This window comes from Microbulbifer donghaiensis (assembly GCF_900129095.1).
Taxonomy (GTDB): domain Bacteria; phylum Pseudomonadota; class Gammaproteobacteria; order Pseudomonadales; family Cellvibrionaceae; genus Microbulbifer; species Microbulbifer donghaiensis.
Window position 1 is genome coordinate 1 of sequence record NZ_FQVA01000009.1, and the last position, 26,822, is coordinate 26,822.

Here is a 26,822-nt window from a genome sequence, read left to right on the forward strand (position 1 = left end):
ACTGTCACAGGACAGCGCCTTGAAAATAATGTTGTGCTCGCACTGCCATCGAATCTCTCTACTGGAAGTTATGCCTTTTGAATAAGCGAACAAAATGATCTTCAGCAGAATGGCCGGGTCGTAGGCTGAGCGGCCGCCGGCATCATTTTGGTACTTATCGTAGAAAACGGAGAGGTCGATATGATCGTCGATCAGGTGATGGAGGGTGAATTCGAAGGTGCCAGGCTGTAGCTGATCCTCGAAATTGATCACAACCATGGCATCCTGGTTGTAGTTATACCGCTTGAAGTTGGGCATGGCGGATATCCCTTTTTATGATCCACCAATTCTATCAAAAACTACTGGTTTTTAAGAGTTTTTCTACAGCCAGAACGCCCGCAACAGGGGCGACCAATGCTATGCACATTTTGTGCGAAAGTGGGAGCGAAGCGACCTGCGCAAAATGTGCACGAGGTAAGCTGTCCCGCGGAGGGCCGTAGGCCCGGAGCAAACTGCCTGGCTTGGTTATGTGGATTTCAGGTACTTCTTACCTACAAAGTAACAAACTACTATTGATACCGGTATGGATACAGCACACCACGAAAAAACCCTACTGTAGTACTCAACGCCACTAAAGAGCAAAAATCCATTAGGCACGAGTGCTATGAACATGCCAACCGGCATTGGAGCGAGTAAGACAGCCGAAAGTGGGGCAAAAAGCAAAAGCTTGATTGCCAGATTCCACGGCATGCTCCTAATTTTCTTTGCATAGAAGTAGAGAGCAATTATCAGCGGTGTGGACAACAACAACCAAAACGGAATGCGTACAAGCAATTGCCAAACTTGATCAATCATTTGTATCACGATTTCCATGGGCTCTATTTCTTACTCACATAACGAAATAGCCAACGATCGCGGCGCTCGCGCCGCGTATCGTTCGGCGTCTTGTTAGATTTAAGCCAGGTAGAACAGCACAGTATCACAGCCTACTCCGGGCAATGTTGCCACTGCTTAAGCAAAGCTTATCAAACTGTATGGAGGTGAAGTTACTACTGGAAGGGATAGTAGATGCGACAAAATGCCTTGCCGTGAAGTGCAGCTTACGTCCGCAACCACGTGTGCTTGCGTGCGGAAGCTGCGCTTCACGGTAACATAAAAAATTTTTGATCGTCATCTTCCTTTTAGAAGTAATTCCACGGTCCGTGTTCATTTCTTATTTCTATACTGTATTTATATACAGCATTAAAGATCCTGTATCATTTAAAAGCCGAGCACTCCGATGCCGACAAAATCTAACAGTTTATTCAAATGCCTAAGGCTTTATATCACCTTGGCTTCATATCTCGGTAAACAGAATTTCAGGTTCTTCGAAAATGCACGAGATATCAATAGGTTACTGATCCTTGATAAAGCGCACGCCAGAATTAACGAGCCTCGGGAGAAGTTTCGCGACAAGCCAGTTGGCTCTTGAACAGAAATGGTTTTGCAAAGAAATCAACAAGTTATGGCCCGGTGCCCGGTGTTAAAGAGCCTGGTGCTGCTGAACAGGGTGGTTTTGATCGCTGTCGGATCGGGGCTTGCCGGTGTTGAGGGCGTGGCTACGATCCTTAATAGGTCAAATAATGCTCAGCGGAGGATGAAAGGCGAGGCGGAACTCTCCATGACATCGCTCATTACAGTGCAGGGAAGCTGAGGTTGGAACGAACCGGAGCGGGTACAAATTTCGCGGTACATCGGAACGATACTTCTGTGGGTGAAATCGCTTCGGTCGCCAGAAGTGTGTGGCACTGGGGGCGCGGAAATAAGGCAGTCGTGGCGCAGTGGAATGCAGAGAAAGAGGGGGGGCGAACACGGGATAGTGGTCGGTAATTGTTTATGGCGGAGGGTGCTGCCACCAATGAGGGGGAATTCGGCCGTGCTGATTATTCTGGCTGCAACCGCCCCCCTGCGGGCGCAATCGGTCGAACCGGGGTGCTGGTCGCGCCGGCTTATCGATAGCAAAAAATAGGTGCGTGTTTGGCGGCTAGACCGGAGTCCTTAATACGGCCGGACTGATCGAACTGGCTACGCCAGTTCGCCCCTGCGGGCGCCTGCGGCGTCCTAACCGCTTGCGCGGTTGGTCGAACCGAGAGCCTGTTCTCGCCGGCACTCCGATGCCAAATACAAAAAAGGCCCGCTGTTGCGGGCCTTTTTTGTATTTGGTACCAGAGGCCGGACTCGAACCGGCACGCTTTTAAGGGCGGGGGATTTTGAATCCCCTGTGTCTACCAATTTCACCACTCTGGCAGTAGCTCGAGGCGATGTCGTTTGGGTGCCTCGGCGAGGGGGACGATTATAGCGATGGGCGGTCGGTGGTCAACCGGATTTGGCGGCGGGGCGGCTTTCCGTTACTCTTCGCGCCCCCAGACTTCCCAAACAGCAGACCACCTAAACTGATTCCATGCGCCGCCAGGATTTCCGCTTCGACCTGCCCGATGAATTGATCGCCCGCACTCCGGCCAAGGAGCGCCGGGGCAGCCGCTTGTTGTGCCTGGATGGACCCAGCGGCCGGCTGGAGCACCGCCAGTTCGCCGAGCTGGCGGATCTGGTTGAGGCCGGTGATCTGCTGGTGTTCAACGACACCCGCGTGATCCCCGCGCGCCTGTTCGGGCGCAAGGCCAGCGGCGGCAAACTGGAGATTCTGATCGAGCGCGTGCTGGATGAACGGCGGGCGTTGGCCCATATCCGCTCGAGCAAGTCGCCGAAGCCCGGCAGTGAAGTGGTGCTCGAGGACGATACGCCACTGCAAATGGTGGCGCGTCACGAAGCGCTGTTCGAGCTGGAATTCCCGCAAGAAGGTGTGTTGCCGGTGCTGGAGCGCCTCGGCCATATGCCGCTGCCGCCCTATATAGACCGGCCCGATGAAGATGCGGATCGGGAGCGCTACCAGACGGTTTACAGCCGCCATGCGGGCGCCGTGGCAGCGCCGACGGCCGGGCTGCACTTTGACGACGCTATGCTGGCCGCCCTGCGTGACAAGGGCGTGGAGACTGCCTTTGTGACTCTGCACGTGGGGGCCGGGACCTTCCAGCCCGTGCGGGTAGATGACATTTTCGAACACCAGATGCACAGCGAAGTGCTGCACGTACCGGAGTCCGTGTGCCGGGCGGTAGCAGACTGCCGCGCCCGTGGCGGACGGGTAATCGCAGTCGGGACCACGAGCGTGCGCGCGCTGGAAAGCGCTGCGGCCGGAGGCGAGTTGGTGCCGACGGTGGGCGAGACCGATATCTTCATCTACCCCGGTTACCGGTTCCGGGTGGTGGATCGCCTGATTACCAACTTCCACCTGCCGGAATCGACGCTGATGATGCTGGTGAGTGCCTTCGCTGGCTATGAACAGACGATGAATGCCTACCGCGAAGCCGTGCGGGAGAAGTATCGCTTCTTCAGCTACGGCGATGCCATGCTGATCAACCGGAATCCGCACGTGAGCGGTTGGTGACCGCGCAATCCCTTTTCCGCAATCGGACAATTTTCAGGAGCTTCCCTTGAGCCGCCAGTGCTTTATGCAGTTTGAGTTGGATACCACCGATGGCAAGGCCCGCCGCGGGCGCCTGCGCTTCCCGCGCGGTGTGGTGGAGACACCGGCTTTTATGCCGGTGGGCACCTACGGCACTGTCAAGGGCATGCTGCCGCGGGACGTTGAGGCGATCGGTGCGCACATCATCCTCGGCAATACCTTCCACCTGATGTTGCGCCCGGGCACCCAGGTGATCGAGGAGCACGGCGACCTGCACGATTTCATGCAGTGGTCCGGGCCGATTCTGACCGACTCCGGCGGTTTCCAGGTATTCAGCCTCGGCGATCTGCGCAAGATCACGGAAGAGGGCGTGTCCTTCCGCTCGCCGATCGATGGCAGCCCGGTGTTTATGGGCCCGGAAGAGTCCATGCAGGTACAGAAGTCGCTGGGTTCCGATATCGTGATGATCTTCGACGAGTGCACCCCTTATCCGGCCACCACCGACGAGGCGCGCAAGTCCATGGAGCTGTCCCTGCGCTGGGCGGAGCGCTCCAAGAAAGCCCACGGCGACAGCCCGTCGGCGCTGTTTGGCATAGTGCAGGGCGGCATGTACCCGGAACTGCGCGATGTCTCCCTGCGCGGCCTCACCGAGATCGGTTTCGATGGCTACGCCATTGGCGGCCTGTCAGTGGGTGAACCGAAGGACGAGATGATCAAGGTGCTGGACCACCTGGCGTACAAGATGCCCGCGGACAAGCCGCGCTACCTGATGGGCGTGGGGAAGCCGGAGGATATTGTCGAGGGGGTGCGCCGCGGCGTGGATATGTTCGACTGCGTGATGCCCACCCGCAATGCGCGCAACGGCCACCTGTTCACCGCGGAGGGCGTGGTCAAGATCCGCAACGCCCGCCACCGCCACGATACCGGGCCGCTGGAGGAGGGCTGCGACTGCTACACCTGCGAGAACTTCTCCCGCGCCTACCTGCACCACCTGGACCGCTGCGGCGAGATCCTCGGTGCGCAGCTCAACACCATCCACAACCTGCGCCACTACCAGCGGCTGATGCAGGGGCTGCGCGACGCCATCGCCGCCGGCGAGCTGGACGCCTTCGTGGCCGAGTTCTACCGCCGTCTCGGGCGTGAGGTGCCGCCGCTGGCCGCATAGCGGCGCCTCGGGCCACCTGATTTGTACCCGCATACGATCCCCGTATAATCGGCCCCCACTTGGGGGCTTCTGCGCCTTGCAATCCGCCATCGGCGCCCGCATATCCTCCGACATTGCCAAGATTTACCGGCCCACAAGGCCGCACTAGAACAATGAGAGCAGCATGAATCGCTACCCCATCTGGAAGTACCTCCTGATTCTCGTGGTTGTGGCCCTCGGCTTGACTTACGCCGCGCCCAACCTCTACAAGCCGGATCCCGCCGTGCAGATCTCCGGCCAGTCCAGTGCCATGACCGTGGGGCAGAACGTCCTCGATCGGGCCGAGAAGGCTCTGGACGAGGTGGGCATCGGATATGTTGGTGGCGAAGTGGGTGACAAGGCCATACTGCTGCGTCTCAACTCGATGGACGACCAGCTGCCGGCGAAGCGGGCGATTCAGGAGGCGCTGGGGCACAGCGACTATGTGGTGGCACTGAACCTGGCTTCCACGACGCCGGACTGGCTGAGTAATCTCGGCGCCAGCCCGATGAAACTGGGCCTGGACCTGGCCGGCGGCGTGCACTTCCTGATGGAAGTGGACACCAACACCATCGTCAAAACGAATATGGAAGGCTATGTACAGGATGTAAAAGCCAAATTGCGCGCAGCCAAGGCCCGCTACCGCAGTGTGGATCTGGTGGACGACCGTGAAATCGTCGCCCGCTTTCGCGGCGACGACTTGCGCGACCTCGCCGTCTCCACCATGCGCAAGGAATTCCCGCAGCTGCAACTGACGGAAGGTGGCAGCGGCGACAATCTCGAAGTCCGTGCGAGCCTGTCTGAGCAGGAGATCAAGCAGCTCGAGGACTACGCGGTAACCCAGAACCTCACCACCCTGCGCAACCGCGTCAACGAACTCGGCGTGGCCGAGCCGATCGTGCAGCGCCAGGGGCGCAACCGCATCGTGGTGGAACTGCCGGGCGTGCAGGATACCGCCGAAGCCAAGCGCATCATCGGTAAGACCGCAAACCTCGAGTACCGTATGGAGGCGCGCCCGGACACCCTGGTGACGAACAAGGAATACTTCGAGTACCGCAACGAGCAGCAGCGCCAGATGTACGGCGGCGCCTGGCTGGAGCGCAAGGTCATCATCAAGGGCGATCGCGTGACCGACGCCCGCGTCGGCTACGACGAGAGCGGTTTCCCGCAGGTCAACATCACCCTGGATTCCCGCGGCGGTGAGCTGATGCACCGCGCTACCTGGAAGAATGTCGGTCGCCGCATGGGCACGCTGTTTATCGAGAGCCGCTTCGTGCCGGAGACCAAAGTGGACGCCGAGGGCAATGAGATCGTGGTGCAGAAGCGCACCGACGACAGGAAGATCATCAGTCTGGCCACCGTGCAGAGCGCGCTGGGCCGCCAGTTCCGCATCACCGGCCTCGATAGCGCCGCCGAAGCTCAGGAACTGGCCCTGCTGCTGCGCGCCGGTGCCCTGGCGGCGCCCATGTATTTCGTCGAAGAGCGGGTGATTGGGCCGTCTCTGGGGGCCGACAACATTGAGGTGGGCGTCAAGTCGGTACAGATCGGCCTGTTGGCGGTACTCGTCTGTATGCTGCTGTTCTACCGCGTGTTCGGCATTGCGGCGAATATCGCCCTGGCGGTCAACATGGTGCTACTGGTAGCGGTGATGTCGATTCTCGGCGCCACGCTGACCCTACCCGGTATCGCCGGTATCGTACTGACAGTCGGTATGGCGGTGGACGCCAACGTGCTGATCTTCTCCCGAATACGGGAGGAACTGCGCAACGGTATGCCGCCGCAGTCGGCCATCACCGCCGGCTTCGACAACGCCTATAGCACCATCGTGGATGCCAACATCACCACCTTGATCGTGGCGGTGATCCTGTATGCGATCGGTTCCGGCCCGGTACAGGGCTTCGCCGTCACCCTGTCCATCGGCATTCTGACCTCCATGTTCAGCGCCATCATGGGCACCCGGGCAATCATCAACTTGTTCTACGGCGGTCGCCGTGTACAAAAACTCTGGATTTAAGGGAGTTGGCAATGAGCGAGACCAAAGTAGAAAACGAAAAAATCACCGAGTACATGGGCAAGCGCGTGTACGATTTCATGCGCTGGCGCAAACTGGCCGCGGCTGTTTCCATTGTGATGGTGGTTGCGTCGCTGACCGCGCTGGTCATGAACGGCCTGAAGTTCGGCCTGGATTTTACCGGCGGTACCCAGATCGAAGTGGGCTACGAGATTGCACCGCGTATCGAAGATGTGCGTAACCAGCTGGATGCCGCTGGCTACTCAGGCGCGACCGTAGTGAATTTCGGCTCGGACAACGAGCTGCTGATCAAACTGCCGCCGGCAGTCACCGAAGAGCAAACCCAGGTGAGCGCGCGGGACGAGAAAGCGTCCCAGTCGATTGGTGACAAGGTGGTGGCGGTACTGGCCCCGGCCAGCGAAGGGGATGTGGACCTGCGCCGCGTGGAAGTGGTCGGTCCGCAGATCGGTGAAGAGCTGCGCGATGACGGCGGCCTCGGCATGCTGTTTGCGTTGGCGGTGGTGATGGCGTACGTGGCACTGCGCTTCCAGTACAAGTTCTCCGTGGGTGCAGTCGTTGCCCTGGCGCACGACGTGATCATCGTGCTGGGATTCTTTGCCCTGCTGCAGCTGGATTTCGACCTGACCGTACTGGCGGCGGTACTGGCGGTGATCGGTTACTCGCTGAACGACACCATCGTGGTGGCGGACCGCATCCGCGAGAATTTCCGCAAGGTGCGCAAGGCGACTTCCGAGGAGATTATCAATATTTCCATCAGCCAGACGCTGGGCCGCACCTTTATGACCTCATTCACCACCCTGCTGGTGCTGTGGGCGCTGCAGTTCTTCGGCGGTGAGCTGATTCACAACTTCTCCCTGGCGCTGATTGTCGGCGTGGTCGTGGGTACTTATTCGTCTGTATACGTTGCCGCTAACGTGCTGATGGCGATGGGTATCACCAAGGAAGACCTGATGCCGCCGGTGAAGGAAGGCGCAGAACTGGAAGAGATGCCCTGATAAATCGCCAAAGGGCGAATTGCATGCGGAAGCGGCCGCTGGCCGCGATCGATCCTCGATAATACTGGGTTCTGATCGCGGCGAGTGGCCGCTTCTTTATTGGAAGACCTCGTTGCGGGTCTGGGAAAACTAGCTGCGGGGCTTTTTGCCCAAGGTGATGTGTTTCGGCCCCGAAGTGTTGGTCTGTCCGCTCACTCCCTTGGGCACCTGCTGTATTTCGCCCCCGTTCGCAAGAAAAGCCTGCACCTGTTCCTCGATGCTCTCGCGGGTTTCTACGGCGGTCGGCTGCTTCTTTTTCGAAGCAGTGGAGGTCTTTTTGGCCACAATCAATTTCCAGTTTTCTACGTGAACCGCGCATTTTACAACATTTTGAACAAAAAATCACCTGCTTTAGGTTAACCCCCCACCTTCCGCGTTTTCGAGCATATTTTCTGCTCCAGATCGGTACTTTGCTAACACAAAAAAGCCCGGCTCGGGCCGGGCTGTTTGGCAATTCGCGGTTCACTGCGTGGTCTTGTTGGACAGGCGCCAAAGCCATGCACTGAGCAGTAGCAGCACGATGAAGGCGAGGGCGCTCGGCCAGGTTGGGAAGGCGGCGCCGCCTACGAGTACCTCCGGTTGCGCGATCAGTCGCCACAACTGCCCGAGGGACATCAGGCCGAACAGTACGCTGGCAAGGCGCAGCCCGCACTTGGGAGAGTTCATCGTTCACCTCCTCGGGAAAATAATTTCTCCAAGTCGCGGGAATGATAGTGTCGTGCTACCGCAAATCCCCACTGGGGCAAGACATGAGTTCTCAGGGGCAGGGGCCCAGATACCAGCTGCTGTCTTCGCTATGCAGGGTGTTCAGGCCCCAGGTGGAGCCGGGCATGGACTCGCCGCTGCCATTGGCGAAATAGTCCGGAGCCAGCGGGTTGCCGGTACTGTACGCGCGCCCGGCGGTCTTGTGGTAGTAGTTGTAGGTGGACGCCTCGGTGCAGTTGCTGCTGCCGTTGTCACCACCACTGTCACCGCTGTCCCCACCGTTGCCTTCGCCGCTGGAGCAGGCTAGCTGCGGACCCACGCAGGAAGCGTCGTCGTCGCGCCACTGACACTGGCCGGCCGCAGCCGAATACTCATCCAGGCGGAACGGGCTGGTGCTGTATTCCAGATAGCAGTTGGCATAGTTGGTGTAGTCCAGCCGGCCGGCAGCGATATGCGCATCGAGCGTGGCGGTTGCACCGGCGTCGACGGTAAACGATACGCTTGCGCTAGCGCTAAGGCCGGTCAAATCGCTGGCGGTAACCTGCGCACTGCCGGTGCCGCCGGGGAGATTGCACTGTTCCGCGGTAAAGTCAGTGCCGGTGACCGCGGCAGTCACCGTCCCGTTGCTGTAAGACACTTCCACTGTATCCAGATCCAGGTTTTTGTCGACGACGTTACCGCTGACAGTTACACACTGGCCAATGCTGGAAGCGGCGATGTTGCTGAGTTCCGGGGCCGTCTGCGGCGGCTCGGGTCCGACGCGCACCGTTTCCGCGTAGGCCTCTCCCGCAGCGCCGGCATCGTCGGTCGCGACGACGGTAACCACATAGAGGTCATCCGCCAGTGCGGCGCTGGTCAGGGAAAAAAACCGTTGCTGTCGACACCTCCGCTTACGCTGCTGTCGCCGTTGCCGGTAAAGGTGGCCGTGACATCGACCACGCTGCCCTCGGTATCGGTGGCGGTGCCGCTGACCAGGATGCGGTCGCCGCTGGTGCTGATCTCGACATTGCTGACCACTGGGCCGCGATTGCGATCGACCCGCTTGTTGTGGTCGCGGAAGTGCTGGCCGAGGTAGCGGGCGTAATTGATCCCCGCGCTGCTGATGTAGCCACCGCTGGCACCTTCGCCGCCGGACCAGGAGTGGTCCACACCGTTCAACCACAGCATCGAGACGCGGCCGTCAGCCCACAGGGTTTCCTCGGCGGTGCGACTGCCATCGCTGATTGTGTTCGTGCCCGCCAGCTGGCCGACACCGTAGACGCCGGCCATGCCGTTGGCATTCTGCTCGTTGTAACACTGGTTCACCGTGGTGTCGGCGTCACCGTGGGCAATGGACGCAATCTGCGTGGCGAAGTGGCTGCCGTAACTGCCGGCGTAGGCGTTACAGCGGCTGGCGACGTCGGCTGTCTCGCAGGGACCGAGTGCGCCATTGGAGCTGGTACCGATACTGGGGCCGGCACTGATGCCCATGCCGGCGAAGACGTCAGGTGCAAGGCAGGCGGTGGTGTTGGCAAAGCTGGCGCCGGATGACAGGCCGGCAATATAGACCTGGTCGCTGTCGATACCGCGGCTGGTGTCAGCGGACATGGTATTGGCCAGGTTGATCAGGTTTTTGTAGTCCCCGGCTGTGCGCGACCTGGTGCCCTCCCAGTAGGACCAGCAGCTGTAGCCCGCCTTGTTCATGGCCTCGGGCACGGCCACCACCATGCCGAACTCCTCAGCCGCGTCTTCGAGATTGGCGGTGAGATAGTTGTCGATGGGCTGCACGCAGCCGTGCAGCACGATCAGCAGCGCCTTGCCGTCACCGATCGCGGAGCTGCTGTCAGGGGTATAGATATGGACGTTGTTGAAGCCGCCGAGGGCGACATTTTTTTGCCAGCTGCCGGCATGTCCGGTTGCGGCCACGCAGAGCGCCACGGCGCCAAGCAGCAGGCAGCGCAGCGGTCCGCGCCTGGGTCTCAGGGTCATCATCGCATTCACCATTATTGTTATTGGATAGCGTTGCCCAGCCTAGAAGGGTGAGGCAGGGCTGGGAATGCGACTTTGGTTGTAGGACAGTTCGGTCGGGGAGTTCGGCGATTAATTGGTCTTCAGGGTTTCGAACTGGTGCAGCATAGAGGGCTGCTGTGATTGCTCGTTAGTGAAGTTCGTACGGTCTGTATCGGAGGCTCCTTCCTTGCACTCGCCGCAAATCGTCATGTGGCCCCGGTCTATTACCCGTTCCAGCTCGGGGTAGCCGTCGCGGCAGTATTTCATGTCGGCCAGCTTGGCCTGCAGTCTGTCGAGCACTCTCTTTTCCATACGTGCGCGCATTTTGGCCTGCGGGCCTCAATGTCGCCACCAGTCGCCCGCGGGTTGAGGCGATTCTGACAGTGGCGTCAGAATTGAAGGGTAGGCAGTCCGCATCTATGCCGTCGGACAATATGACGCCGTTTTCAGGTATATGTGATTCCAGCCTGAGGCAGGTATTAGGGGTGACTTCTCCAAAGGCCAGCCGTACGCCAGTAAACTGGCTAGGGAGGGACTCGCGGACGGAATACGGCAGGCGCTGCTTGTCCCAGGCGAAGCCTCCCTGCACTGGATGCACCTTCTGTATTGACATTGCCATGGCGTTGGCGAGGGCTGACTGAAGCCAGTCGGTTGAGGCCAGCCCGTGGACATAATGATCCCCGAAGAGGACTACTCCTCACTGGCGCTATACCAGTTGAGCCGGTATTTGGCGGAGATATGACTCTTGAGGTCGATAAACAGGTCGTTAACTTCGACAATGAATCTCTCGACACCCCGGAAGCCAACGGCATATCGGGGCCTCAGATGACTCGGACACTGAATGCCATAGCTGCGTTCCGCGGCTAATCGAATTCGATCAGGGCAGAGCAGGGGCCAGTGTCAGTGTTCACCGGTAAGGCGCACGATCAGCGGGCTTATGAGAATGGCGTTTTGCTATAGCTGATTCAGCCGGTCAAGCCAAGCGGAGAATGGATGCCTCCAGAGCTTTAGTTGGGGATTCAGTGGGGGGGTTGAACGAGCACAGGTATAGAGGCTTTGCACATGCTTGAGAGCTGATCGGCATTTGGCGGCAGGACTAAAACGAGCAGCGGCCAGATTCTTCGCTGGATTACCAGATCCCGGCGGAGTTTGTCGAGCAATCCAGAACGCACAAAAGAGAATCGACCACCACCACCGACATTACTAAGTTGCGGTTGAATTAAAAGTTTGGGGGGGGGGAGGTCAATTTAACTGGGAAATGCGGTAACTGTTGTGATGTCGGAGTGATTTCACGCCAAGACCTCATACATGACCCCAAAGAGGTTGTCGAAGTTGAATGTAACCGGTTACACTGGCTGCATCAACTGTTGATTCAAGAGTGGTTGAAACAACAATCCCAGTAGGACCGAGGTGGGCGGGGCATGAGCAAAAGAGTGCGAATGGGCATGGTCGGCGGCGGAGAGGGAGCCTTTATCGGCGCCATCCACCGTATGGCCGCGGCCCTGGACGGCGAAATAGAGTTGGTCGCCGGCTGCTTTAGCAGCGATCCAGCGCGCGGCCGGGCGACCGCGGCGCGCCTGGGGCTGCCGGCGGATCGCGCCTATGCCAGCTACCGCGACCTGGTACTCGGCGAGGCCGCGCGACCCGCGGGGGAGCGCATGGAATTCGTCTCTGTGGTCACTCCCAACGATCTGCACCTGCCGGCAGCCACCGAGGCCCTGCGCGGCGGTTTCCACGTGCTTTCCGACAAGCCGGCGGCGCGCTCCCTCGAGGAGACCATTTCTCTCAGGGCGGTCGTTCATGAGACGGGCCTGGTATACGGCCTCACCCACACCTACGCCGCCTACCCGATGGTGCGGCAGGCGCGGGAAATGGTCTGCGGCGGCGAGCTGGGCGCGGTGCGCCGGGTGACTGTCGCCTATCCCCAGGGCTGGCTGGCGTCCGCCGATGATGCCGGCGGTAAGCAGGCGTCCTGGCGTACAGATCCCGCGCGATCCGGCGAGAGCGGCTGCTTCGCCGACATAGGCACCCACGCGCACAACCTGGTGGAGTTTGTGACAGGCTCGAGGATAACCGAGGTCTGCGCTGACCTGCGCTCGGTGGTGGACGGCCGGCTGCTGGACGACGACGGCGCGGCCCTGTTCAGGCTGGAGAACTCCGCCCGCGGCACCCTGACCGCGAGCCAGGTCTGCGCCGGCGAGGGCAACAATCTGAGTATCAGCGTCTATGGCGAAAAGGGGGCGCTTTCCTGGCAACAGGAGGACCCCAACCGGCTGCAGCTGCGGCGCAGGGGCGGGCCGCTGGAGACCTATGTGGCCGGCGCCGACTGCGCATACCTGGCCCCGGAAGCGCGGGCCCTCTGCCGCACGCCGCAGGGCCATCCGGAAGGCTATATAGAGGCCTTTGCCAATATTTACCGCGACTTTGCCGACAGGGTGCGGCGGGCTCGCACAGGCGAGCCGGCCGATGCCAGCGGTGCATCCGGCGGCATAGAGGCCGGAGTGCGGGGTATGGCATTTGTGCGCGGCGCCCTGGAGAGCAGCCGCAACCATTCCTCCTGGGTTTCCCTGCGTCCCCTGTGGGAAGAGCCGGCGACCGATTAAATAGATAGTTAAAAAGATTTAGGCAAACCCTGAATATCGTCATTCCGGCGCAAGCCGGAATCTAGAACCCTCCGGGCTACTGGGCTCCGGCTTTCGCCGGAGCGACGAAATAGACTTGTTCAGCGTTTCATTCGCAGCTTTAAGGCCAATAATAATGATGTCATCGAAAATCCAGGGCCCCGCAATCTTCCTTGCCCAATTTCTGCCACCGGCCGGCGAGCAGGTCTCCCTGCAGTCGATGGTCGAGTGGGCCGCGGGGCTGGGCTACCGCGGGGTGCAGATTCCCACCTGGGACAAGCGTATTTTCGACCTGGAATTGGCCAGCAGCAGCCGGGCCTATTGCGATGACATACTGGGCATCTGCGATGCGGCCGGCGTGGCGATCACTGAGCTGTCCACGCATCTGCAGGGCCAGCTGGTAGCGGCGCACCCGGCCTACGCGGACATGCTCGACATCTTTGCACCCGATGCGGTGCGCGGGGACCTGGGAACGAGGTCCCAGTGGGCGCGCGATCAGCTGCTGAAGGCGGCCGAGGCCAGCGCCAACTTGAAACTGAAATCCCACGCCACCTTCTCCGGTGCCCTGCTGTGGCATACCTTCTACCCCTGGCCGCAGCGGCCGGCGATGCTGGTGGAGGACGGCTTCCGCGAACTGGCCAGCCTGTGGCTGCCGATCCTGGATGCCTTCGACGGCGCCGGCGTCGATCTCTGTTACGAGCTGCACCCGGGCGAGGACCTGCACGACGGCCTGACCTTCGAAAGGTTTCTCGATGCGGTCGGCGGCCACCCCCGCGCCAATATCCTCTACGACCCCAGCCATTTCCTGCTGCAGCAGCTGGATTACCTGCAGTTTATCGATATCTACCACGAGCGGATCCGGGCTTTCCACGTCAAGGATGCGGAGTTCCGCCCCAGCGGCCGCGCCGGTGTCTACGGCGGCTATGCGCCCTGGATAGAGCGCCCGGGCCGCTTCCGCTCACTCGGTGACGGCCAGGTGGATTTTCGCGCTATCTTCAGCAAACTGACCCAGTACGGTTTCGACGGCTGGGCGGTGCTGGAGTGGGAGTGCTGCATCAAGGACCAGCAGCAGGGCGCGCGGGAGGGGGTCGCCTTTATCAATGACCACCTGATCACCGCGGCAGAGAAGGCCTTTGACGATTTTGCCGGGGCCGAGCCGGACAGGGCCAGGAACCGCAGGATACTGGGCCTGGACTGAAGGCGCGGGATCACCAGCAGAAAATAAATAATAACGATAACGGAGAGAGAGCAGATGAAAGCACCCGCAGATGCGTCCCGCTACAGCAGGGTATTCCTGGTGGGCAACCTGTCGATATTTATGATCGGCCTGGGCTTTGCGGTCCGCGCCTCTATCGCTGGCGACCTGCAGGCGGATATCTACGACCAGATAGACCTGGCCAACTCCACCGCCATGCTCGGAGAGGCGCTGGGCTTCACCTTTACCGGCTTCGCCTTCACGCTGCTGTTCGGCAGCGCGCTGGTTGACCTGGTCGGTATCAAGCGCATGCTGCTGCTCTCCGCCTGCGGCTACCTGCTCGGCAGCCTGATGATCATCGCCGCCTCGATGGTGCCGGCGGGCCCCGGTGTCGAAACCCTAGTGCTGGTGGGCCTGTTGCTGACCGGACTCGGCTGGGGCGCGGTTGAGGCGGCCAGCAACCCGATGGTCGCCGCGGTGGACCCGGAGAACAAGACCCAGCGATTGAATGTACTGCACGCCTGGTGGCCGGGCGGCATAGTGGTGGGCGGCCTGCTGGGGCTGGCAATCTCCGCCGCCGGCGCCCCCTGGCAGCTGAACCTGCTGGTGCTGGCCCTGCCGGCCGTGGCGATGGCCTGGCTGGTGGCGACGGCGGAATTTCCGGTGACCGAAAGGGTGGCCTCCGGCATCGGCTATGGCGATATGTTCCGCGAACTGCTGAAACAGCCGCTGTTCGTCCTGCTGTGGATCTGCATGTGGATGACCGCCGCCGCCGAACTGGCGCCGGGGCAGTGGGTCGACCTGACCCTGTCGCGGGTGGTGGGTATGAAGGGAATAGTGATTCTTATCTATGTCAGTATGCTGATGTTCGTCATGCGCCACTTCGCCGGCGCCCTGGCGAAGAAACTGTCGCCCATCGGCCTGCTGTGGCTTTCCAGCCTGCTGGCCGCGGTTGGCCTCTACGCCCTGAGCCTGGCACGCTCGCCGGTGACGGCGCTGCTGGCCGCCACCGTCTGGGGTATAGGTGTCTGCTACATGTGGCCGACGATGCTGGCCACGGTCTCCGAGCGCTTCGTGCGCGGCGGGGCCCTGTTCCTGGGGCTGCTGGGATTCGGCGGCGGCATGGCCATCCAGTTCGTACTGCCGAAGCTGGGTGCCATCTTCGATGAGGCGAAACTGGAGGCCGCCGGCGGGCTGGAGGCCTTCGAGCGGCTCTCCGGTGCCGAGCTGGACGCGGTGCTGATGGCGGCATCGGTGGAATCCTTCCAGTCCCTGGCCCTGGTGCCACTGGCACTGTTGCCGGTGTTCGGTGGCATCTGGCTGCTGGACCGGCGTCGCCGTTCAGCTGCAACGCCTGAAGCCGGCCTGGCCCGGGGATAATCGGGGCGACCAAAAAATGTCGCCGACAACAGAGTAAAGGTGCAAATGTCCAACATTCGCGAAGTCGCCCGCCTATCGGGTGTATCCGTCGCCACAGTGTCCCGGACCCTGAAGGATCCGCGGCTGGTGTCGCCGCAGACCAGGGAGCGGGTACTCAAGGCGGTGGAGGAGACCGGTTACCGGCCCAACCTGCTGGCGAGAAATTTCAGCTCGGGAAAATCCTATGCGGTCGTGGTGCTGGTACCCAATGTCGCCAACCCTTTTTTTTCCAAGGTGATCAGGGGAATAGAGCAGGCCGCGCAGGACCAGGGCTACTCGGTGCTGTTGGGGGACACCCAGGGCAAGCCGGAGCGGGAGCACTTCTACGCCGGCATGGCGCTGACCAGCCAGGCGGACGGCCTGATCCAGCTGGACTGCCGCTATCCTTTCGCGGGGAAGGACGCCGCCCTGGCCGCGTCGGTACCCATGGTCAATGCATGTGAACGCATCGCCGACGACGCCAGCTACCCGGTGGTGGAACTGGACAACCGCAGTGCCGCCAGGGCCGTCGCCCGGCACCTGGTGGCCCTGGGGCACCGCCGCATGGGCGTTATTACCGGGCCGGCGGCCAGCCCGATTGTGCGCGATCGCCTGGCGGGCTTCTGCGAGGTGTTGCGGGAGTCGAACCTGGAGCTCGATGAGGCGCTGCTGGTGAATGGTGAATTCACCTTGTCCTCCGGCGCCCGCGGCGCAGAGACGTTGCTGTCGGCGAAGAGGCCCCCCAGCGCCATCTTCTGTATGAACGACGAGATGGCCATTGGTGCCATTCACCAGATCAAGAAAAAAGGCCTGAGTGTGCCGGAGGATATTTCCGTGGTGGGCTTCGACAATATCGAGTTTGCCTCCTTTACGGATCCGCCGCTGACCACCATCGACCAGCCGGCGGAAGAGCTGGGACGCCGCGCCATGGAGACGCTGCTGCAGATTATTGCCGGCAGTCAGCCGCAGGAGAAACGCACCAAGCTCTCGTACGAGCTGGTGGTTCGCGAGAGCAGCGGCCAGTGCCGCGACTGAATACATTTACTGAGTAAAGCGTCGGGAAAGCGGGAGAAGAATAATGCAGGCAACTAAAAGAAAAGCGAAGTTCGGAAAGCTGGCGGCAGTCGGCCTGGCGCTGCTCAGTGGCGTCTCCGCCTGTGAGCGGGCTGCGCAGGCAGACGCTGCGGAGCAGTGGCGCCCGCTGTTTGACGGCGAGACACTCAACGGCTGGACCGGCGTCAACGGCTCGCGGATCGGCGACGCCTGGCAGGTGGTCGACGGCAATCTGGTACTCACCGCCGGCGGCGCCGGCGACCTGGTGAGCGCGGAAAAATTTGCGGATTTCGAGTTGCAGCTGGAATGGAAAATCTCTGAGCGGGGCAACAGCGGCATCATCTATCGCGTGGCCGACGAAGACGCCCCGGTGTGGATGAGCGGTATGGAATACCAGGTGCTCGACAACGCCGCCTACCCGGAACTGGAAAAACCCAGCCACAGCGCCGGAGCCCTGTTCGACCTCTATGCGCCAAGCGAAGAAGCTGTGCGGCCCACGGGAGAGTTCAACAGCACCAAGATCCGGGTCGAGGACGGCCGCGTGGAGCACTGGTTGAACGGTCGCATGATCGTCAGCTACCAACTCTGGTCCGAAGACTGGCGGGCGCGCCTCGCCGACAGCAAGTTTTCCGATTACCAGCAGTTCGCGCGCACCGAGCGCGGCCATATAGCCCTGCAGGATCACGGCGATAAAGTCTGGTACCGCAATATCAAAATCCGGGAGCTGTGATGGGCATTTCCGGAATCAGTTTCTGGCAGCTGCTGATAGTGCTGCTGATCGCACTGACGCTGTTCGGGAGCGGCAGGATACGCAGCCTCGGAGAGGATATCGGTGGAGCCATCGGCGGTTTCCGCAAATCGCTGGCCGGTGGCGAGGGTGCGCCGAGCGGCGAAGATCGCTCGCTTGAAAAAGGGGAATTCGGAAGAGGGGAGAGCGTATGAACAGGCGCCAATTTCTGATCAAAAGCGGGGGCCTCGTATCCATGGCCCTGGCCTCCTCCCTGCTGCCGGGCTGCCTGTCCCAGCCGGGTGGAAGCGACAAAAAACTGTTCGAACTGTCCCTGGCCCAGTGGTCCCTGCACCGCCAGCTGAGAAGCGGCGAACTCAAGGTGCTGGATTTTCCGGTCAAGACGCGCGAGGCGTTCGATATAGGGGCGGTGGAGTACGTCAACCAGTTCTTTATGGACAGGGCAGAGGACCGCCACTTCCTGGGCGAAATGAAAACCAGGGCCTCCGACAATGGTGTGCAGAGCCTGCTGATTATGGTGGATGCCGAGGGGGACCTGGGAGATCCGGACAGCGCGCTCAGGCAGCGGGCGGTGGAAAATCACTACAAATGGGTGACGGCGGCCGAGTACCTGGGCTGCCACTCGATCCGCGTAAACGCCTCCGGGCGCGGCAGCCGCGAAGACGTGCAGGCGGCCTCGGTGGACGGCCTGCGCCAGCTGTCTCAGTTCGCCCGCGACTACGACATCAATGTGATCGTCGAAAACCACGGCGGCTACTCCTCCGACGGCCTGTGGCTGGCGCAGGTGTTGGCGAGCGTGGACCTGCCCAATTGCGGCAGCCTGCCGGACTTCGGCAACTTCGGCGACTACGATCGCTACCTAGGCGTGCGTCAGTTGATGCCCTACGCGCGCGGCATCAGTGCCAAGAGTTTTGAATTCGATGCGGACGGCAACGAGATCAATACGGATTTCGTGCGCATGTTGCAGATAATTCGCGATGCCGGTTATCAAGGGCATATTGGTATCGAATTCGAAGGCGAGGGCGACGAGGACCTGGGTGTCCTGGCGACGAAAAAACTGCTGCAGAAAGCGGAGCGACTGCTGGTATGAGCGGACTTTTCCAATCCTTTATCGGTGTACTGCAGACGCTATAAAAATTTTCCGAAAGATGTAACCGGTTACAGCGACCCGGTCATGCGCGGGCGGGGTCGCAAAAAAATAATGAAGCGGCGCAACGGGAGAAATGTGATGTCGAGTGAACAGTTCAACAACAAAAAAGAGTACGACGCGCTGATCGTCGGCTCCGGTGCCGGCGGCGGTATGGCCGCTTATGTGCTCGCTACCGCCGGCCTCAAGGTGCTGATGCTGGAGGCGGGGCGCTCCTATGACCCGGTCAAGGAGACGCCGATGTTCAATTTGCCCAAGGACGCGCCGCTGCGCGGCGGCAGCACGCCGGACAAGCCCTTCGGTTTTTACGATGCCACCGTGGATGGCGGCTGGCAGGTGCCCGGCGAACCCTACACCCAGGGCTCGGAGGAACACGGACGGAAATTCGATTGGTGGCGCGCGCGTATGCTCGGCGGGCGCACCAACCACTGGGGGCGCATTTCCCTGCGCATGGGCGAATATGATTTCAAACCCTATTCCCGCGATGGACTGGGTTTCGATTGGCCGATCGGCTACGAAGACCTGGCCCCTTACTACGACAAGACAGAAATGCTGATCGGTGTCTACGGCACCAACGAGGGCCTCGAAAATACTCCCGACTCGTCCGACGGTGTACTGCTGCCGCCGCCCAAACCGCGTGCCTACGAGCTGCTGGCAAAAAAAGCCTGCGAAAAACTCGAAATCCCGGTAATTCCCTCGCACCTGGCGATCCTCAGCGAGCGCCTGGATCACGAAAATATTCCGCAGAAATTGTTTCCGGATAACAAGCTTGCACAGGAGGTCACCCGCCAGTCGATGCAGTCCCGCGCTGCCTGCTTCTGGGCCACCCACTGCGGGCGCGGCTGCTCCATCAAGGCCAATTTCCAGTCGACTACCGTGCTGCTGCCGCCGGCCCTGGCCACCGGCAACCTGGACATCATTACCGATGCGATGGTGCGCGAGGTCACTGTCGACAAGAAGGGCCGCGCGAGCGGAGTCCTCTACATCGACAAGAACACCCGTCGCGAGGAGTACGCCACTGCGCGCGTCGTTGTGGTCGCGGCCAGCGCCGCCGAGACCTCGCGCATCCTGCTGAATTCCAAGAGCCCGCTCTTTCCCGACGGGCTGGCCAACGGCAGCGGTGTAGTGGGCAAGTACCTGATGGATACCGTGGGCGCCGGCGTCAGCGGGCAGATACCGGCGCTGGAAAACCTGCCGCCGCACAACGAAGACGGCGCTTCGGCCATGCATATGTATATGCCCTGGTGGAAGTACAAGGAGCAGTTGCGCGGCGAGCTGAATTTCGCGCGCGGCTACCACATCGAATTCGGCGGCGGCCGCAGCATGCCCGGCGCCGGCGCCTTCGGCGGCATGGGCGACTTTACCGGCGGCGCCTACGGCAAGGACTTCAAGGAGGCCTGCCGCCGCTATTACGGCTCCTTTGTGTGGTTCGACGGCCGCGGGGAAATGATCCCGAATGAAGACTCCTATTGCGAAATCGACAAGGACAAAGTCGACCAGTGGGGCATACCGGTGTTGAAGTTCCACTGGAAGTGGAGCGAGCAGGAGTTGAATCAGGCCGCGCACATGCACAAGACCTTTGCCGAGATTATCGAGGCCATGGGCGGCAAGACGACTTCGCCGGTGCACAGCGACGGTGCCAAGGCAATCATCAACGGCGGGGCGATTATTCACGAGGTGGGCACTGCGCGCATGGGGTCCAGCCCCAGGGATTCGGTGCTCAATCCCTACTGCCAAGCCTGGGAAGTGCCCAATTTGTTTGTCACCGATGGTGCGCCCTTTGTCTCCAACGCAGACAAAAACCCGACCCTGACCATCATGGCACTCGCCTGGCGCACCTGCGACTACATCGTGGACCAGCTGAAGCAGAGGAGTATCTGACGTGAGCGACGAAAAACTGAACCTGAGCCGCCGTAACGCCCTGCGCATCATCGCCACCACCGCCGCCTCAGTGCCGGTGATCGGCTGCGCGGAAAAAGTGGCCGAGAAGACGGTGGAGAAGGCGGCGAAACCCGCTCCGGTGGAGGCGCCGCGCAATCCGGAACCGGCGGTGAAGAAGACCCCACTGCGCTCGCCCACGGACCCGGACCTGTTGAACCCGACAATTCACTGGGATTTCGTACTGGAAGAAGGGGAACTGGTGACCCTGGCGGCCCTGTGCGACGTGATCATTCCCGCAGACGAAATTTCGCCGAGCGCCTCCGCGGTGGGTGCCCATCACTATATCAACGAATATGTGAGTGCACCCTACGACAACAACAAGGCGGACCTGATCACCGTGCGCGGCGGCGTTGTCTGGCTCGACAGCGAATCCAACCGGCGCTTCCAGCGGCCCTTTACCGAGCTGGACGGCTCGCAGAAAACCGCCATCTGCGACGACATCAAGTGGGAGAAAACCGCCAAGGCGGAATTCAAGGCCGGGGCCCGCTTTTTTGCCAAGGTGCGCAACCTGACCGCCACCGCCTTCTACACCACCGAGCAGGGTATGGCGGATATCGGCTATGTGGGCAACAAGCCCACGGCGGTTTTCGCCGGCCCACCACCGGAAGTGCTGGCGCGCCTCGGCCTGGAGGGGTGAGCCAAACAAGTATTTAAGGTGCCGGCAAGGAGGTGGGCCATGTGATAGAGCAAGGTAGTTGAGCGAGGTAGTAGAGAAGTATCCGACAGAAATAAATAACGAGGCATTTCCGGTTAGGGTCAGTATTTAGGGAGTACGGAAAGCCGAGACCATAAAGAAATGTGGAGAAAAGGATAATGAAAAAGAGAAGATTTCCCGGAAGTAACTATTATTCGGAAGTCCTGCGGACCTCTGCCAGTGCGCTGGTCCTGTTCGGTGCAATAGGCGCGGCGCAAGCGCAAACCGATGTGGGAGAGAGCGATGCAGACAGCGAGGCCGTGGAGGAGATAGAGGTTATTGGTATCCGCCGGAGTATGGAGCAGAACCTCGATGTCAAGCGGCTTTCCAACGCGGTAATGGATTCGATCACTGCGGAGGATATCGGCAAATTCCCCGATAAAAACGTCGCGGATTCCCTGCAGCGAGTACCGGGCGTGTCGATTGTGCGCAGCGGCGGCGAGGGTGCCCGCGTCAGTATCCGCGGTACCTCCTCGGAACTAACATTTACCCAGCTGAATGGCAACTATATTGCGTCCTCCGCCGGCGAGCCGGCGCGCTCCTTCGCCTACACGCTGCTGCCTTCGGCGATGATCGCCCGCGCCGATGTCTACAAGAGCCCGGAAGCCAAGATTGACGAGGGCGGCATCGGCGGCACCGTTATCCTGCATACCCGCAAGCCCCTGGATATGGACGCGGGCGAGGGTATTATTTCTCTTGAGTCCACCTACGCAGATGTTACTGAGAAGCACGAGCCACAGTTCACCGGCGTCTACTCTTGGAAGAACGCCGCGGAAGACTTCGGCGTACTGATCGGCTATTCCAAACAGGACCGGCAGAATCGCACTATCAGCACCTCGGTCGAGAACTGGGGCTGGCAGGGTGACCAGTCCCCGGTGGAAGGTGTAGAAGCCCGTGGGCCCATGGTGGACACCGATGGCAACGAGTACCGCGATTTCTACGCACCGCGCGCGGTGGTGGGCAGTGTGTTTGAACAGGAGCGGACCCGCGACGGCCTGCAGCTGACCACCCAGTGGAAGCCCACGGAGCAGCTCGAGTTGGGCCTCAACTATTTCCGCTTTGAACTGGGCGGCGACTCTGAAAATTACCGCCTGGTATTCCCTGAGTGGAACTATGGCAACGCCATAGCGCCGGGCAGCCTGAAGTTCGACGGGGACGGGGACACATTGCTGGGTATCGGCATGGTCGACAACGGCCAGGCGGAACTGAATTCGCCCCAGGTGGCCGGCAACTACACCCGCGCAGAGTACTCGTCCGACACCCTGGACTTCAGCGCAATCTACCGCGGAGAAAGCTACACAGCCAAGTTCGTGATGGGAAATACCCAGGCGGAAGGCGGCCCTTCGGAGAGCTATTTTGCTTCGGTCAACGCCCGCTTCGGCACGGTAAAGGACTGGAGCTGGGATCTGAGCAGCGGCACCGCGGAAATTAATTCCAGCGCCGATCTCGGTGATCCCGCTACCTACCCGCTGTACGACTGGTTCTCTTCCAGCTGGGCCAGCAGCGAGGACGAGGAGGCCTATTACCAGTTCGATCTCAATAAGGATGTGGACCTGGCCTGGTTCCACAGCGTCGATGTCGGGGTCAAGTACCGCGACCACGAAATCAACCGGCGCATCACCAATATGTACTGGGACGACGACAACCCGCCGTGCCCGACGATCAACTGGGGCGGTGAACCCGGCGCCTGCTATCCCTGGTGGCCGAGCAACTCCTTCCACACGGACCCGAACAGCGTACCGGATACCGCGGATATTCTTTCAGGGAAACCCCTCGACAATATTATCGGTGGCGTAAAGGTGCCGCAGTTCTCCCACCTGGAGTTCGGTCGCCTGAGATCTTATCTCAATGAGACCTTCGGCGATCCAACGGTGACGGTCGAGCAGAATCAGGTCTACCGCATTGGCGAGGAGATCACCGCAGGGTACCTGCAGGGCAATTTCTCCCACGAGAACCTGCGCGGGAACATCGGTGTGCGCGTCGTGGAGACCGCCCAGTATGCGCGCACCTTCGACTACATAGACACCGGCTTCCAGGCCGAGGCCAATGTGCGCGACACCAGCTACACGGATGTGCTGCCCAGCTTCAACCTCACCTGGGAGATCACCGACGACCTGCTGCTGCGCACCGCGGCGGCCAAGGTGGTATCCCGCGTGCAGTACAACGACCTGGGGGGGTCCGAAATCATCTTCGCGCCTCTGCCCGGATCCACCGTCAGCCAGGGTTTTGGCGGCAACTCCGAGCTTGAGCCCTTCGAAGCCGACCAGTTTGATATCGGGCTCGAGTGGTACTACGGTGACGCCTCCGCCGCTGGCTTCACGCTGTTCAACAAGGATGTTGCGTCCTTCGTGATCAATGGCCGCTCCCTGGTGACGCGCACTATCGGCGGTGTAGAGCGGCAGGTGGATATGGTCATGCCGGTCAACGGCACCGATGCTACGGCCCAGGGCGTCGAGCTGTTTGTTCAGCACGCGTTCGACAACGGCTTCGGTGTTCTCGCCAACTACACCTATACCGATACCGAGCTGGCGGAAATCGATATGGACGGCGTCAAGACCAAGACCGAAATCGCCGGCACCTCGAAGGACCAGTACAACCTGTCGGTCTACTACGAGAACGATGTTTTCAGCGTGCGCGCCTCGTACAACTACCGCGGCGAGTACGCCGATGGTTTCAACAACGGCATGAACACCTTTACCGACGCCTATGACCAGGTGGACGTGAATGCCTCCTACCAGGTGATGGACAATCTGGTATTGAACGCATCGGTGGTCAACCTGACCGAGGAGAAGGTCGATCAGTACTGGGGTGAGAAGAACCGCGTCTGGGGTTCCTACTACTCCGGGCGCCGTGCCTACCTGGGCCTTACCTACAGCTTCTGATCTCAGAGGCAACGGCCAGTGGTGGGGCGGGAGCGAATCCCGCACCCACCATGGAATTCTCCGGCAGCTTGGCTGCACATCTTTCAGAGGCGAATCCGTTGAAAGAGGATATCTATTTTCTGGGGATCGACGGCGGCGGCAGCCATTGCCGCGCGCGGCTCGAAAGTGCCGACGGTCGCCTGCTCGGTCGCGGCTTCGGCGGTCCGGCCAACCCCTGTTACGGGCTGGACCTGGCCATGCGTTCTATCGAAAAGGCCGCCGCCGCGGCGCTGGCCGACGCGGGCCTGCCCCCCGGGCTGATGGACCGGCTGCGCGTGGGCGCCGGCGTCGCCGGCCTGCACCTGCCCCGCTATAGGGACGCCATGTGCAATGCGTCGCACCCCTTCGAGCAGCTGGTATTGACGGACGATCTCCATATCGCCTGTCTCGGCGCCCACGGCGGTGGGGACGGCGCCGTGATCATCGTCGGCACCGGCTTCAGTGCACTTTCTGTGGTTGATGGTGTTGCTCACACCATCGGCGCCCACGGCTTCATGATGGGGGAGGCCTGCAGCGGCGCGCATATCGGCTTCGCCGCCGTGAACGCCGCGCTGCTGGCCTACGACAGGCTGGGTCAGGAGACCCTGCTCGCGGAACTGCTGGGGCGGGAGCTGGGCGGCGAGGGCCTGATGCTCGCCAACGCCCTGGCCGGTGCCACCGCCGACCGCTATGCGGCCCTGGCCCCTGTGGTGTTCGAGGCGGCAGAGCGGGGCGATGCGGTGGCCGGACGGATACTGCGAGAGGCCGCCGCCTTTATCGACCGAGTGGCGCAACGCCTGTTGGAGCGGGATCCGCCGCGGCTGTCGCTGGTGGGCGGCATCGCCGAGCGGATAGTGCCCTGGCTGGCGCCGGATATCGCCGCGCGGTTGCTGCCGGCCGAGGCACCGGCGGAAGTTGGCGCTATCCACCTGGCCCGGGAGGGCATAGCCCCCGCGCCGACATCCATTCCGGAAACAGGTATTTCATCGTGAACAGCAAGAGACAATTCCTAAAATATTCCCTGTTGGGTGGCCTGCTCGCGCAGGCCGCTGTGCCGCTGCAGGCCATGAGTCGGCGCCGGGCGCAAGCCAACCGGCCCATCGTCATCTCCACCTGGAACCACGGCGGCCCCGCCAACGAGGCCGCCTGGGAGCTGCTGTCTCGCGGCGGCCGCGCACTGGATGCGGTAGAGGCCGGGGCGCGGGTGCCTGAAGCGGATCCTGCGGTTACTACCGTCGGATACGGCGGTTTCCCGGATAGGGAGGGCAAGGTGACCCTGGATGCCTGCATTATGGATGAGAAGCAGAACTGCGGTTCCGTGGCCTTCCTGCAGGATATCCGCCATCCGATATCCGTCGCGCGCAAGGTCATGGAGGAGACGCCCCATGTGATGCTGGTGGGCGAAGGCGCGCGGCGCTTCGCCCTCGAGCAGGGCTTCCAGCCGGAAAACCTGCTGACGCCCAGGGCCGAAGCCGCCTGGCGGGACTGGCTGCGGGAGGGGCGCTACCAGCCGGTGATCAATATCGAGAATCACGACACCATCGGCATACTGGCCCTGGACAGCGCCGGCGACCTGTCCGGCGCCTGCACCACCAGCGGCGCGGCCTTCAAGATGCATGGACGGGTAGGGGATTCGCCGATCATCGGTGCCGGCCTCTACGTCGACAACGAGGTGGGCGCGGCCACGGCCACCGGCATGGGCGAGCTGATGATCAAGACCGTCGGTTGCCACCAGGTGGTTGAACTGATGCGCCACGGTTACACGCCGGAAGAGGCCTGCCGCGAAGCGGTGGAGCGCATAGCGCGCAAGCTGCCCGACTACCGCCAGTTCCAGGTGGGCTTCCTGGCCCTGGACAAGGCCGGCAACTACGGCTCCCACTGCATTCAGCCGGGCTTTAACTTCGCGGTCCGCGACCAGCGCGGTGCTCGGATGATCGATGCCGGGAGCAAGCTGTGACCCTTCTGCTGGAAATCTGTATCGACTGCGACCACATGCCAAGCCTGCGTCGCTCGGTGACCAATGCGCTGGCCGGCGGCGCCGAGCGCATAGAGCTGTGCAGCGCGATCGCGCTCGATGGCCTGACGCCGACGGCGGAACAGATTCGCGCGGCGCGCGATATTTTCGGCCGCCGCGCCGGGGTGCTGGCGATGATACGCCCGCGCGCCGGCGACTTCTGCTACCGGCTGAGTGAAATCGAGCGGATGGCCGAACAGATTGCGATGGCGGCCGATGCCGGTGCCGGCGGTGTGGTCCTGGGCGCGCTGCGGGGCAGGGCGCTGGACCTGGAGGCGCTGGACGAGCTGCTGCCGGTCATCCGCGGGCACCAACTCAGTGTGACCTTTCACCGGGCATTTGATGAGTTGGCGGATAAAGAATTGGCGATCGAACAGCTGGTCGAACGGGGTGTCGAGCGGGTGCTGACCGCCGGCGCGCCGCTGGCCGAGCGCGGTGCCGCAGCGGATGCGGTGGAGAGGATTAACCGCACCCTAGCCGCCGCACGGGGACGCATTGAGGTGGTCGTGGGCGGCGGTATCAGCTGCGCGAATATTCTGCCGCTAATGGAAAAGTTGGTCCCCGCGGATACCCCCCTGTCGCTACATAGCCATTCCGGCCTCCACACCGGGGGCCTTGCCGATATAGGCCTGATCAGAGAGATGCTCAGGAGCATACGCAGCTTCCGGATGCGCGCAGTGTAAAAACGAG

At 61.3% G+C, this 26,822-nt stretch carries 24 protein-coding genes and 1 tRNA gene; 17 read left to right on the plus strand and 8 right to left on the minus strand.

All coding sequences use genetic code 11. From position 1 onward, the window contains the following. The 3 genes from BUC36_RS17640 to BUC36_RS17655 all read right to left on the minus strand — a co-directional run. Nucleotides 1-297 (minus strand): transposase (locus BUC36_RS17640; protein ID WP_143187040.1); only part of this gene is annotated, 297 nt, incomplete at its 3' end. A 207-nt stretch (nt 298-504) separates the two neighbouring features. Beyond that, nucleotides 505-852, minus strand: coding sequence for a hypothetical protein (locus tag BUC36_RS17645; RefSeq protein WP_073277675.1), 348 nt, complete (start codon nt 850-852; stop codon nt 505-507). A 1,326-nt stretch (nt 853-2,178) separates the two neighbouring features. Next, nucleotides 2,179-2,265: transfer RNA gene (locus BUC36_RS17655), tRNA-Leu, on the minus strand. A 154-nt stretch (nt 2,266-2,419) separates the two neighbouring features. Here BUC36_RS17655 and queA point away from each other — a divergent pair. From queA to secF, 4 genes are all read left to right on the plus strand, one after another. Then, nucleotides 2,420-3,460 carry a tRNA preQ1(34) S-adenosylmethionine ribosyltransferase-isomerase QueA gene (gene queA / locus BUC36_RS17660; protein ID WP_073277679.1) on the plus strand — a complete coding sequence of 347 codons (1,041 nt, stop codon included), beginning with the start codon at nt 2,420-2,422 and terminating at the stop codon, nt 3,458-3,460. 64 nt (nt 3,461-3,524) lie between these two features. Beyond that, on the plus strand, nt 3,525-4,643 hold the full coding sequence (gene tgt, locus BUC36_RS17665; protein ID WP_200797319.1) for a tRNA guanosine(34) transglycosylase Tgt: 1,119 nt from the start codon (nt 3,525-3,527) through the stop codon (nt 4,641-4,643). A 163-nt stretch (nt 4,644-4,806) separates the two neighbouring features. After that, a complete protein-coding gene (gene secD, locus BUC36_RS17670) occupies nt 4,807-6,675 on the plus strand; it encodes a protein translocase subunit SecD (protein WP_073277683.1) in 1,869 nt (622 codons plus the stop codon). An 11-nt stretch (nt 6,676-6,686) separates the two neighbouring features. Next, complete coding sequence (gene secF / locus BUC36_RS17675; protein ID WP_084536247.1) at nt 6,687-7,688, plus strand: protein translocase subunit SecF; 1,002 nt, start codon at nt 6,687-6,689, stop codon at nt 7,686-7,688. Nucleotides 7,689-7,817: 129 nt separating this feature from the next. On the opposite strand, the gene BUC36_RS17680 is transcribed toward secF, so the two are convergent. The 5 genes from BUC36_RS17680 to BUC36_RS18905 all read right to left on the minus strand — a co-directional run bounded on the left by BUC36_RS17680 (nt 7,818) and on the right by BUC36_RS18905 (nt 10,721). Continuing rightward, nucleotides 7,818-8,012 (minus strand): hypothetical protein, encoded by a 195-nt coding sequence (locus tag BUC36_RS17680; protein ID WP_084536264.1) that lies wholly within the window; start codon nt 8,010-8,012, stop codon nt 7,818-7,820. A gap of 177 nt (nt 8,013-8,189) precedes the next feature. Next, nucleotides 8,190-8,393 (minus strand): hypothetical protein, encoded by a 204-nt coding sequence (locus tag BUC36_RS17685; RefSeq protein WP_073277689.1) that lies wholly within the window; start codon nt 8,391-8,393, stop codon nt 8,190-8,192. Between the two features lie 91 nt (nt 8,394-8,484). Further along, nucleotides 8,485-9,258, minus strand: coding sequence for a hypothetical protein (locus BUC36_RS19115; RefSeq protein WP_200797314.1), 774 nt, complete (start codon nt 9,256-9,258; stop codon nt 8,485-8,487). A gap of 29 nt (nt 9,259-9,287) precedes the next feature. Then, nucleotides 9,288-10,403, minus strand: coding sequence for an extracellular catalytic domain type 1 short-chain-length polyhydroxyalkanoate depolymerase (locus tag BUC36_RS19120; protein ID WP_234995055.1), 1,116 nt, complete (start codon nt 10,401-10,403; stop codon nt 9,288-9,290). 108 nt (nt 10,404-10,511) lie between these two features. Further along, entirely contained in the window at nt 10,512-10,721 is a 210-nt protein-coding gene (locus tag BUC36_RS18905; protein WP_073277691.1) for a hypothetical protein, read from the minus strand. A 1,121-nt stretch (nt 10,722-11,842) separates the two neighbouring features. On the opposite strand from BUC36_RS18905, the gene BUC36_RS17700 reads away from it, so the two are divergent. The 13 genes from BUC36_RS17700 to BUC36_RS17760 all read left to right on the plus strand — a co-directional run bounded on the left by BUC36_RS17700 (nt 11,843) and on the right by BUC36_RS17760 (nt 26,815). Further along, nucleotides 11,843-13,024 carry a Gfo/Idh/MocA family protein gene (locus tag BUC36_RS17700; RefSeq protein WP_073277693.1) on the plus strand — a complete coding sequence of 394 codons (1,182 nt, stop codon included), beginning with the start codon at nt 11,843-11,845 and terminating at the stop codon, nt 13,022-13,024. Nucleotides 13,025-13,178: 154 nt separating this feature from the next. Continuing rightward, the gene (locus BUC36_RS17705) at nt 13,179-14,240 is read left to right on the plus strand and encodes a sugar phosphate isomerase/epimerase family protein (RefSeq protein ID WP_084536249.1); all 1,062 of its coding nucleotides are present in this window, start codon (nt 13,179-13,181) and stop codon (nt 14,238-14,240) included. A 54-nt stretch (nt 14,241-14,294) separates the two neighbouring features. Then, nucleotides 14,295-15,617 carry an MFS transporter gene (locus tag BUC36_RS17710; protein WP_073277695.1) on the plus strand — a complete coding sequence of 441 codons (1,323 nt, stop codon included), beginning with the start codon at nt 14,295-14,297 and terminating at the stop codon, nt 15,615-15,617. Nucleotides 15,618-15,662: 45 nt separating this feature from the next. Next, a complete protein-coding gene (locus BUC36_RS17715; protein ID WP_073277697.1) occupies nt 15,663-16,670 on the plus strand; it encodes a LacI family DNA-binding transcriptional regulator in 1,008 nt (335 codons plus the stop codon). Between the two features lie 43 nt (nt 16,671-16,713). After that, nucleotides 16,714-17,418: a 3-keto-disaccharide hydrolase gene (locus tag BUC36_RS17720; RefSeq protein WP_073277699.1), complete on the plus strand. Its 705-nt coding sequence runs from the start codon at nt 16,714-16,716 to the stop codon at nt 17,416-17,418. Beyond that, nucleotides 17,418-17,630 carry a twin-arginine translocase TatA/TatE family subunit gene (locus tag BUC36_RS17725; protein ID WP_073277701.1) on the plus strand — a complete coding sequence of 71 codons (213 nt, stop codon included), beginning with the start codon at nt 17,418-17,420 and terminating at the stop codon, nt 17,628-17,630. The genes BUC36_RS17720 and BUC36_RS17725 overlap by 1 nt, the downstream gene beginning before the upstream one ends. Then, nucleotides 17,627-18,526 (plus strand): sugar phosphate isomerase/epimerase family protein, encoded by a 900-nt coding sequence (locus BUC36_RS17730; protein ID WP_073277703.1) that lies wholly within the window; start codon nt 17,627-17,629, stop codon nt 18,524-18,526. Before BUC36_RS17725 ends, BUC36_RS17730 begins: the two co-directional genes overlap by 4 nt. Before the next feature lie 138 nt (nt 18,527-18,664). Further along, on the plus strand, nt 18,665-20,464 hold the full coding sequence (locus BUC36_RS17735) for a GMC oxidoreductase (RefSeq protein WP_073277705.1): 1,800 nt from the start codon (nt 18,665-18,667) through the stop codon (nt 20,462-20,464). 1 nt (nt 20,465) lies between these two features. Beyond that, nucleotides 20,466-21,161 (plus strand): gluconate 2-dehydrogenase subunit 3 family protein, encoded by a 696-nt coding sequence (locus BUC36_RS17740; protein WP_073277707.1) that lies wholly within the window; start codon nt 20,466-20,468, stop codon nt 21,159-21,161. 176 nt (nt 21,162-21,337) lie between these two features. Continuing rightward, nucleotides 21,338-24,100, plus strand: coding sequence for a TonB-dependent receptor (locus BUC36_RS17745; RefSeq protein WP_073277709.1), 2,763 nt, complete (start codon nt 21,338-21,340; stop codon nt 24,098-24,100). A gap of 98 nt (nt 24,101-24,198) precedes the next feature. Next, nucleotides 24,199-25,110, plus strand: a complete 912-nt coding sequence (locus BUC36_RS17750; RefSeq protein WP_234995056.1) for a glucosamine kinase nucleotide-binding domain-containing protein — start codon at nt 24,199-24,201, stop codon at nt 25,108-25,110. After that, a complete protein-coding gene (locus BUC36_RS17755; RefSeq protein ID WP_073277713.1) occupies nt 25,107-26,075 on the plus strand; it encodes a glycosylasparaginase in 969 nt (322 codons plus the stop codon). The genes BUC36_RS17750 and BUC36_RS17755 overlap by 4 nt, the downstream gene beginning before the upstream one ends. Next, nucleotides 26,072-26,815 (plus strand): copper homeostasis protein CutC, encoded by a 744-nt coding sequence (locus BUC36_RS17760; RefSeq protein ID WP_084536251.1) that lies wholly within the window; start codon nt 26,072-26,074, stop codon nt 26,813-26,815. The genes BUC36_RS17755 and BUC36_RS17760 overlap by 4 nt, the downstream gene beginning before the upstream one ends. Nucleotides 26,816-26,822: the final 7 nt, after the last annotated feature.

What these genes read in the sequence shown, in the direction of transcription:
- BUC36_RS17645 (WP_073277675.1), bottom strand. Translation starts at nt 852, where the DNA reads ATGGAAATCGTGATACAAATGATTGATCAAGTTTGGCAATTGCTTGTA.
- queA (WP_073277679.1), top strand. Translation starts at nt 2,420, where the DNA reads ATGCGCCGCCAGGATTTCCGCTTCGACCTGCCCGATGAATTGATCGCC.
- tgt (WP_200797319.1), top strand. Translation starts at nt 3,525, where the DNA reads ATGCAGTTTGAGTTGGATACCACCGATGGCAAGGCCCGCCGCGGGCGC.
- secD (WP_073277683.1), top strand. Translation starts at nt 4,807, where the DNA reads ATGAATCGCTACCCCATCTGGAAGTACCTCCTGATTCTCGTGGTTGTG.
- secF (WP_084536247.1), top strand. Translation starts at nt 6,687, where the DNA reads ATGAGCGAGACCAAAGTAGAAAACGAAAAAATCACCGAGTACATGGGC.
- BUC36_RS17685 (WP_073277689.1), bottom strand. Translation starts at nt 8,393, where the DNA reads ATGAACTCTCCCAAGTGCGGGCTGCGCCTTGCCAGCGTACTGTTCGGC.
- BUC36_RS19120 (WP_234995055.1), bottom strand. Translation starts at nt 10,403, where the DNA reads ATGATGACCCTGAGACCCAGGCGCGGACCGCTGCGCTGCCTGCTGCTT.
- BUC36_RS17700 (WP_073277693.1), top strand. Translation starts at nt 11,843, where the DNA reads ATGAGCAAAAGAGTGCGAATGGGCATGGTCGGCGGCGGAGAGGGAGCC.
- BUC36_RS17705 (WP_084536249.1), top strand. Translation starts at nt 13,179, where the DNA reads ATGATGTCATCGAAAATCCAGGGCCCCGCAATCTTCCTTGCCCAATTT.
- BUC36_RS17710 (WP_073277695.1), top strand. Translation starts at nt 14,295, where the DNA reads ATGAAAGCACCCGCAGATGCGTCCCGCTACAGCAGGGTATTCCTGGTG.
- BUC36_RS17715 (WP_073277697.1), top strand. Translation starts at nt 15,663, where the DNA reads ATGTCCAACATTCGCGAAGTCGCCCGCCTATCGGGTGTATCCGTCGCC.
- BUC36_RS17720 (WP_073277699.1), top strand. Translation starts at nt 16,714, where the DNA reads ATGCAGGCAACTAAAAGAAAAGCGAAGTTCGGAAAGCTGGCGGCAGTC.
- BUC36_RS17725 (WP_073277701.1), top strand. Translation starts at nt 17,418, where the DNA reads ATGGGCATTTCCGGAATCAGTTTCTGGCAGCTGCTGATAGTGCTGCTG.
- BUC36_RS17730 (WP_073277703.1), top strand. Translation starts at nt 17,627, where the DNA reads ATGAACAGGCGCCAATTTCTGATCAAAAGCGGGGGCCTCGTATCCATG.
- BUC36_RS17735 (WP_073277705.1), top strand. Translation starts at nt 18,665, where the DNA reads ATGTCGAGTGAACAGTTCAACAACAAAAAAGAGTACGACGCGCTGATC.
- BUC36_RS17745 (WP_073277709.1), top strand. Translation starts at nt 21,338, where the DNA reads ATGAAAAAGAGAAGATTTCCCGGAAGTAACTATTATTCGGAAGTCCTG.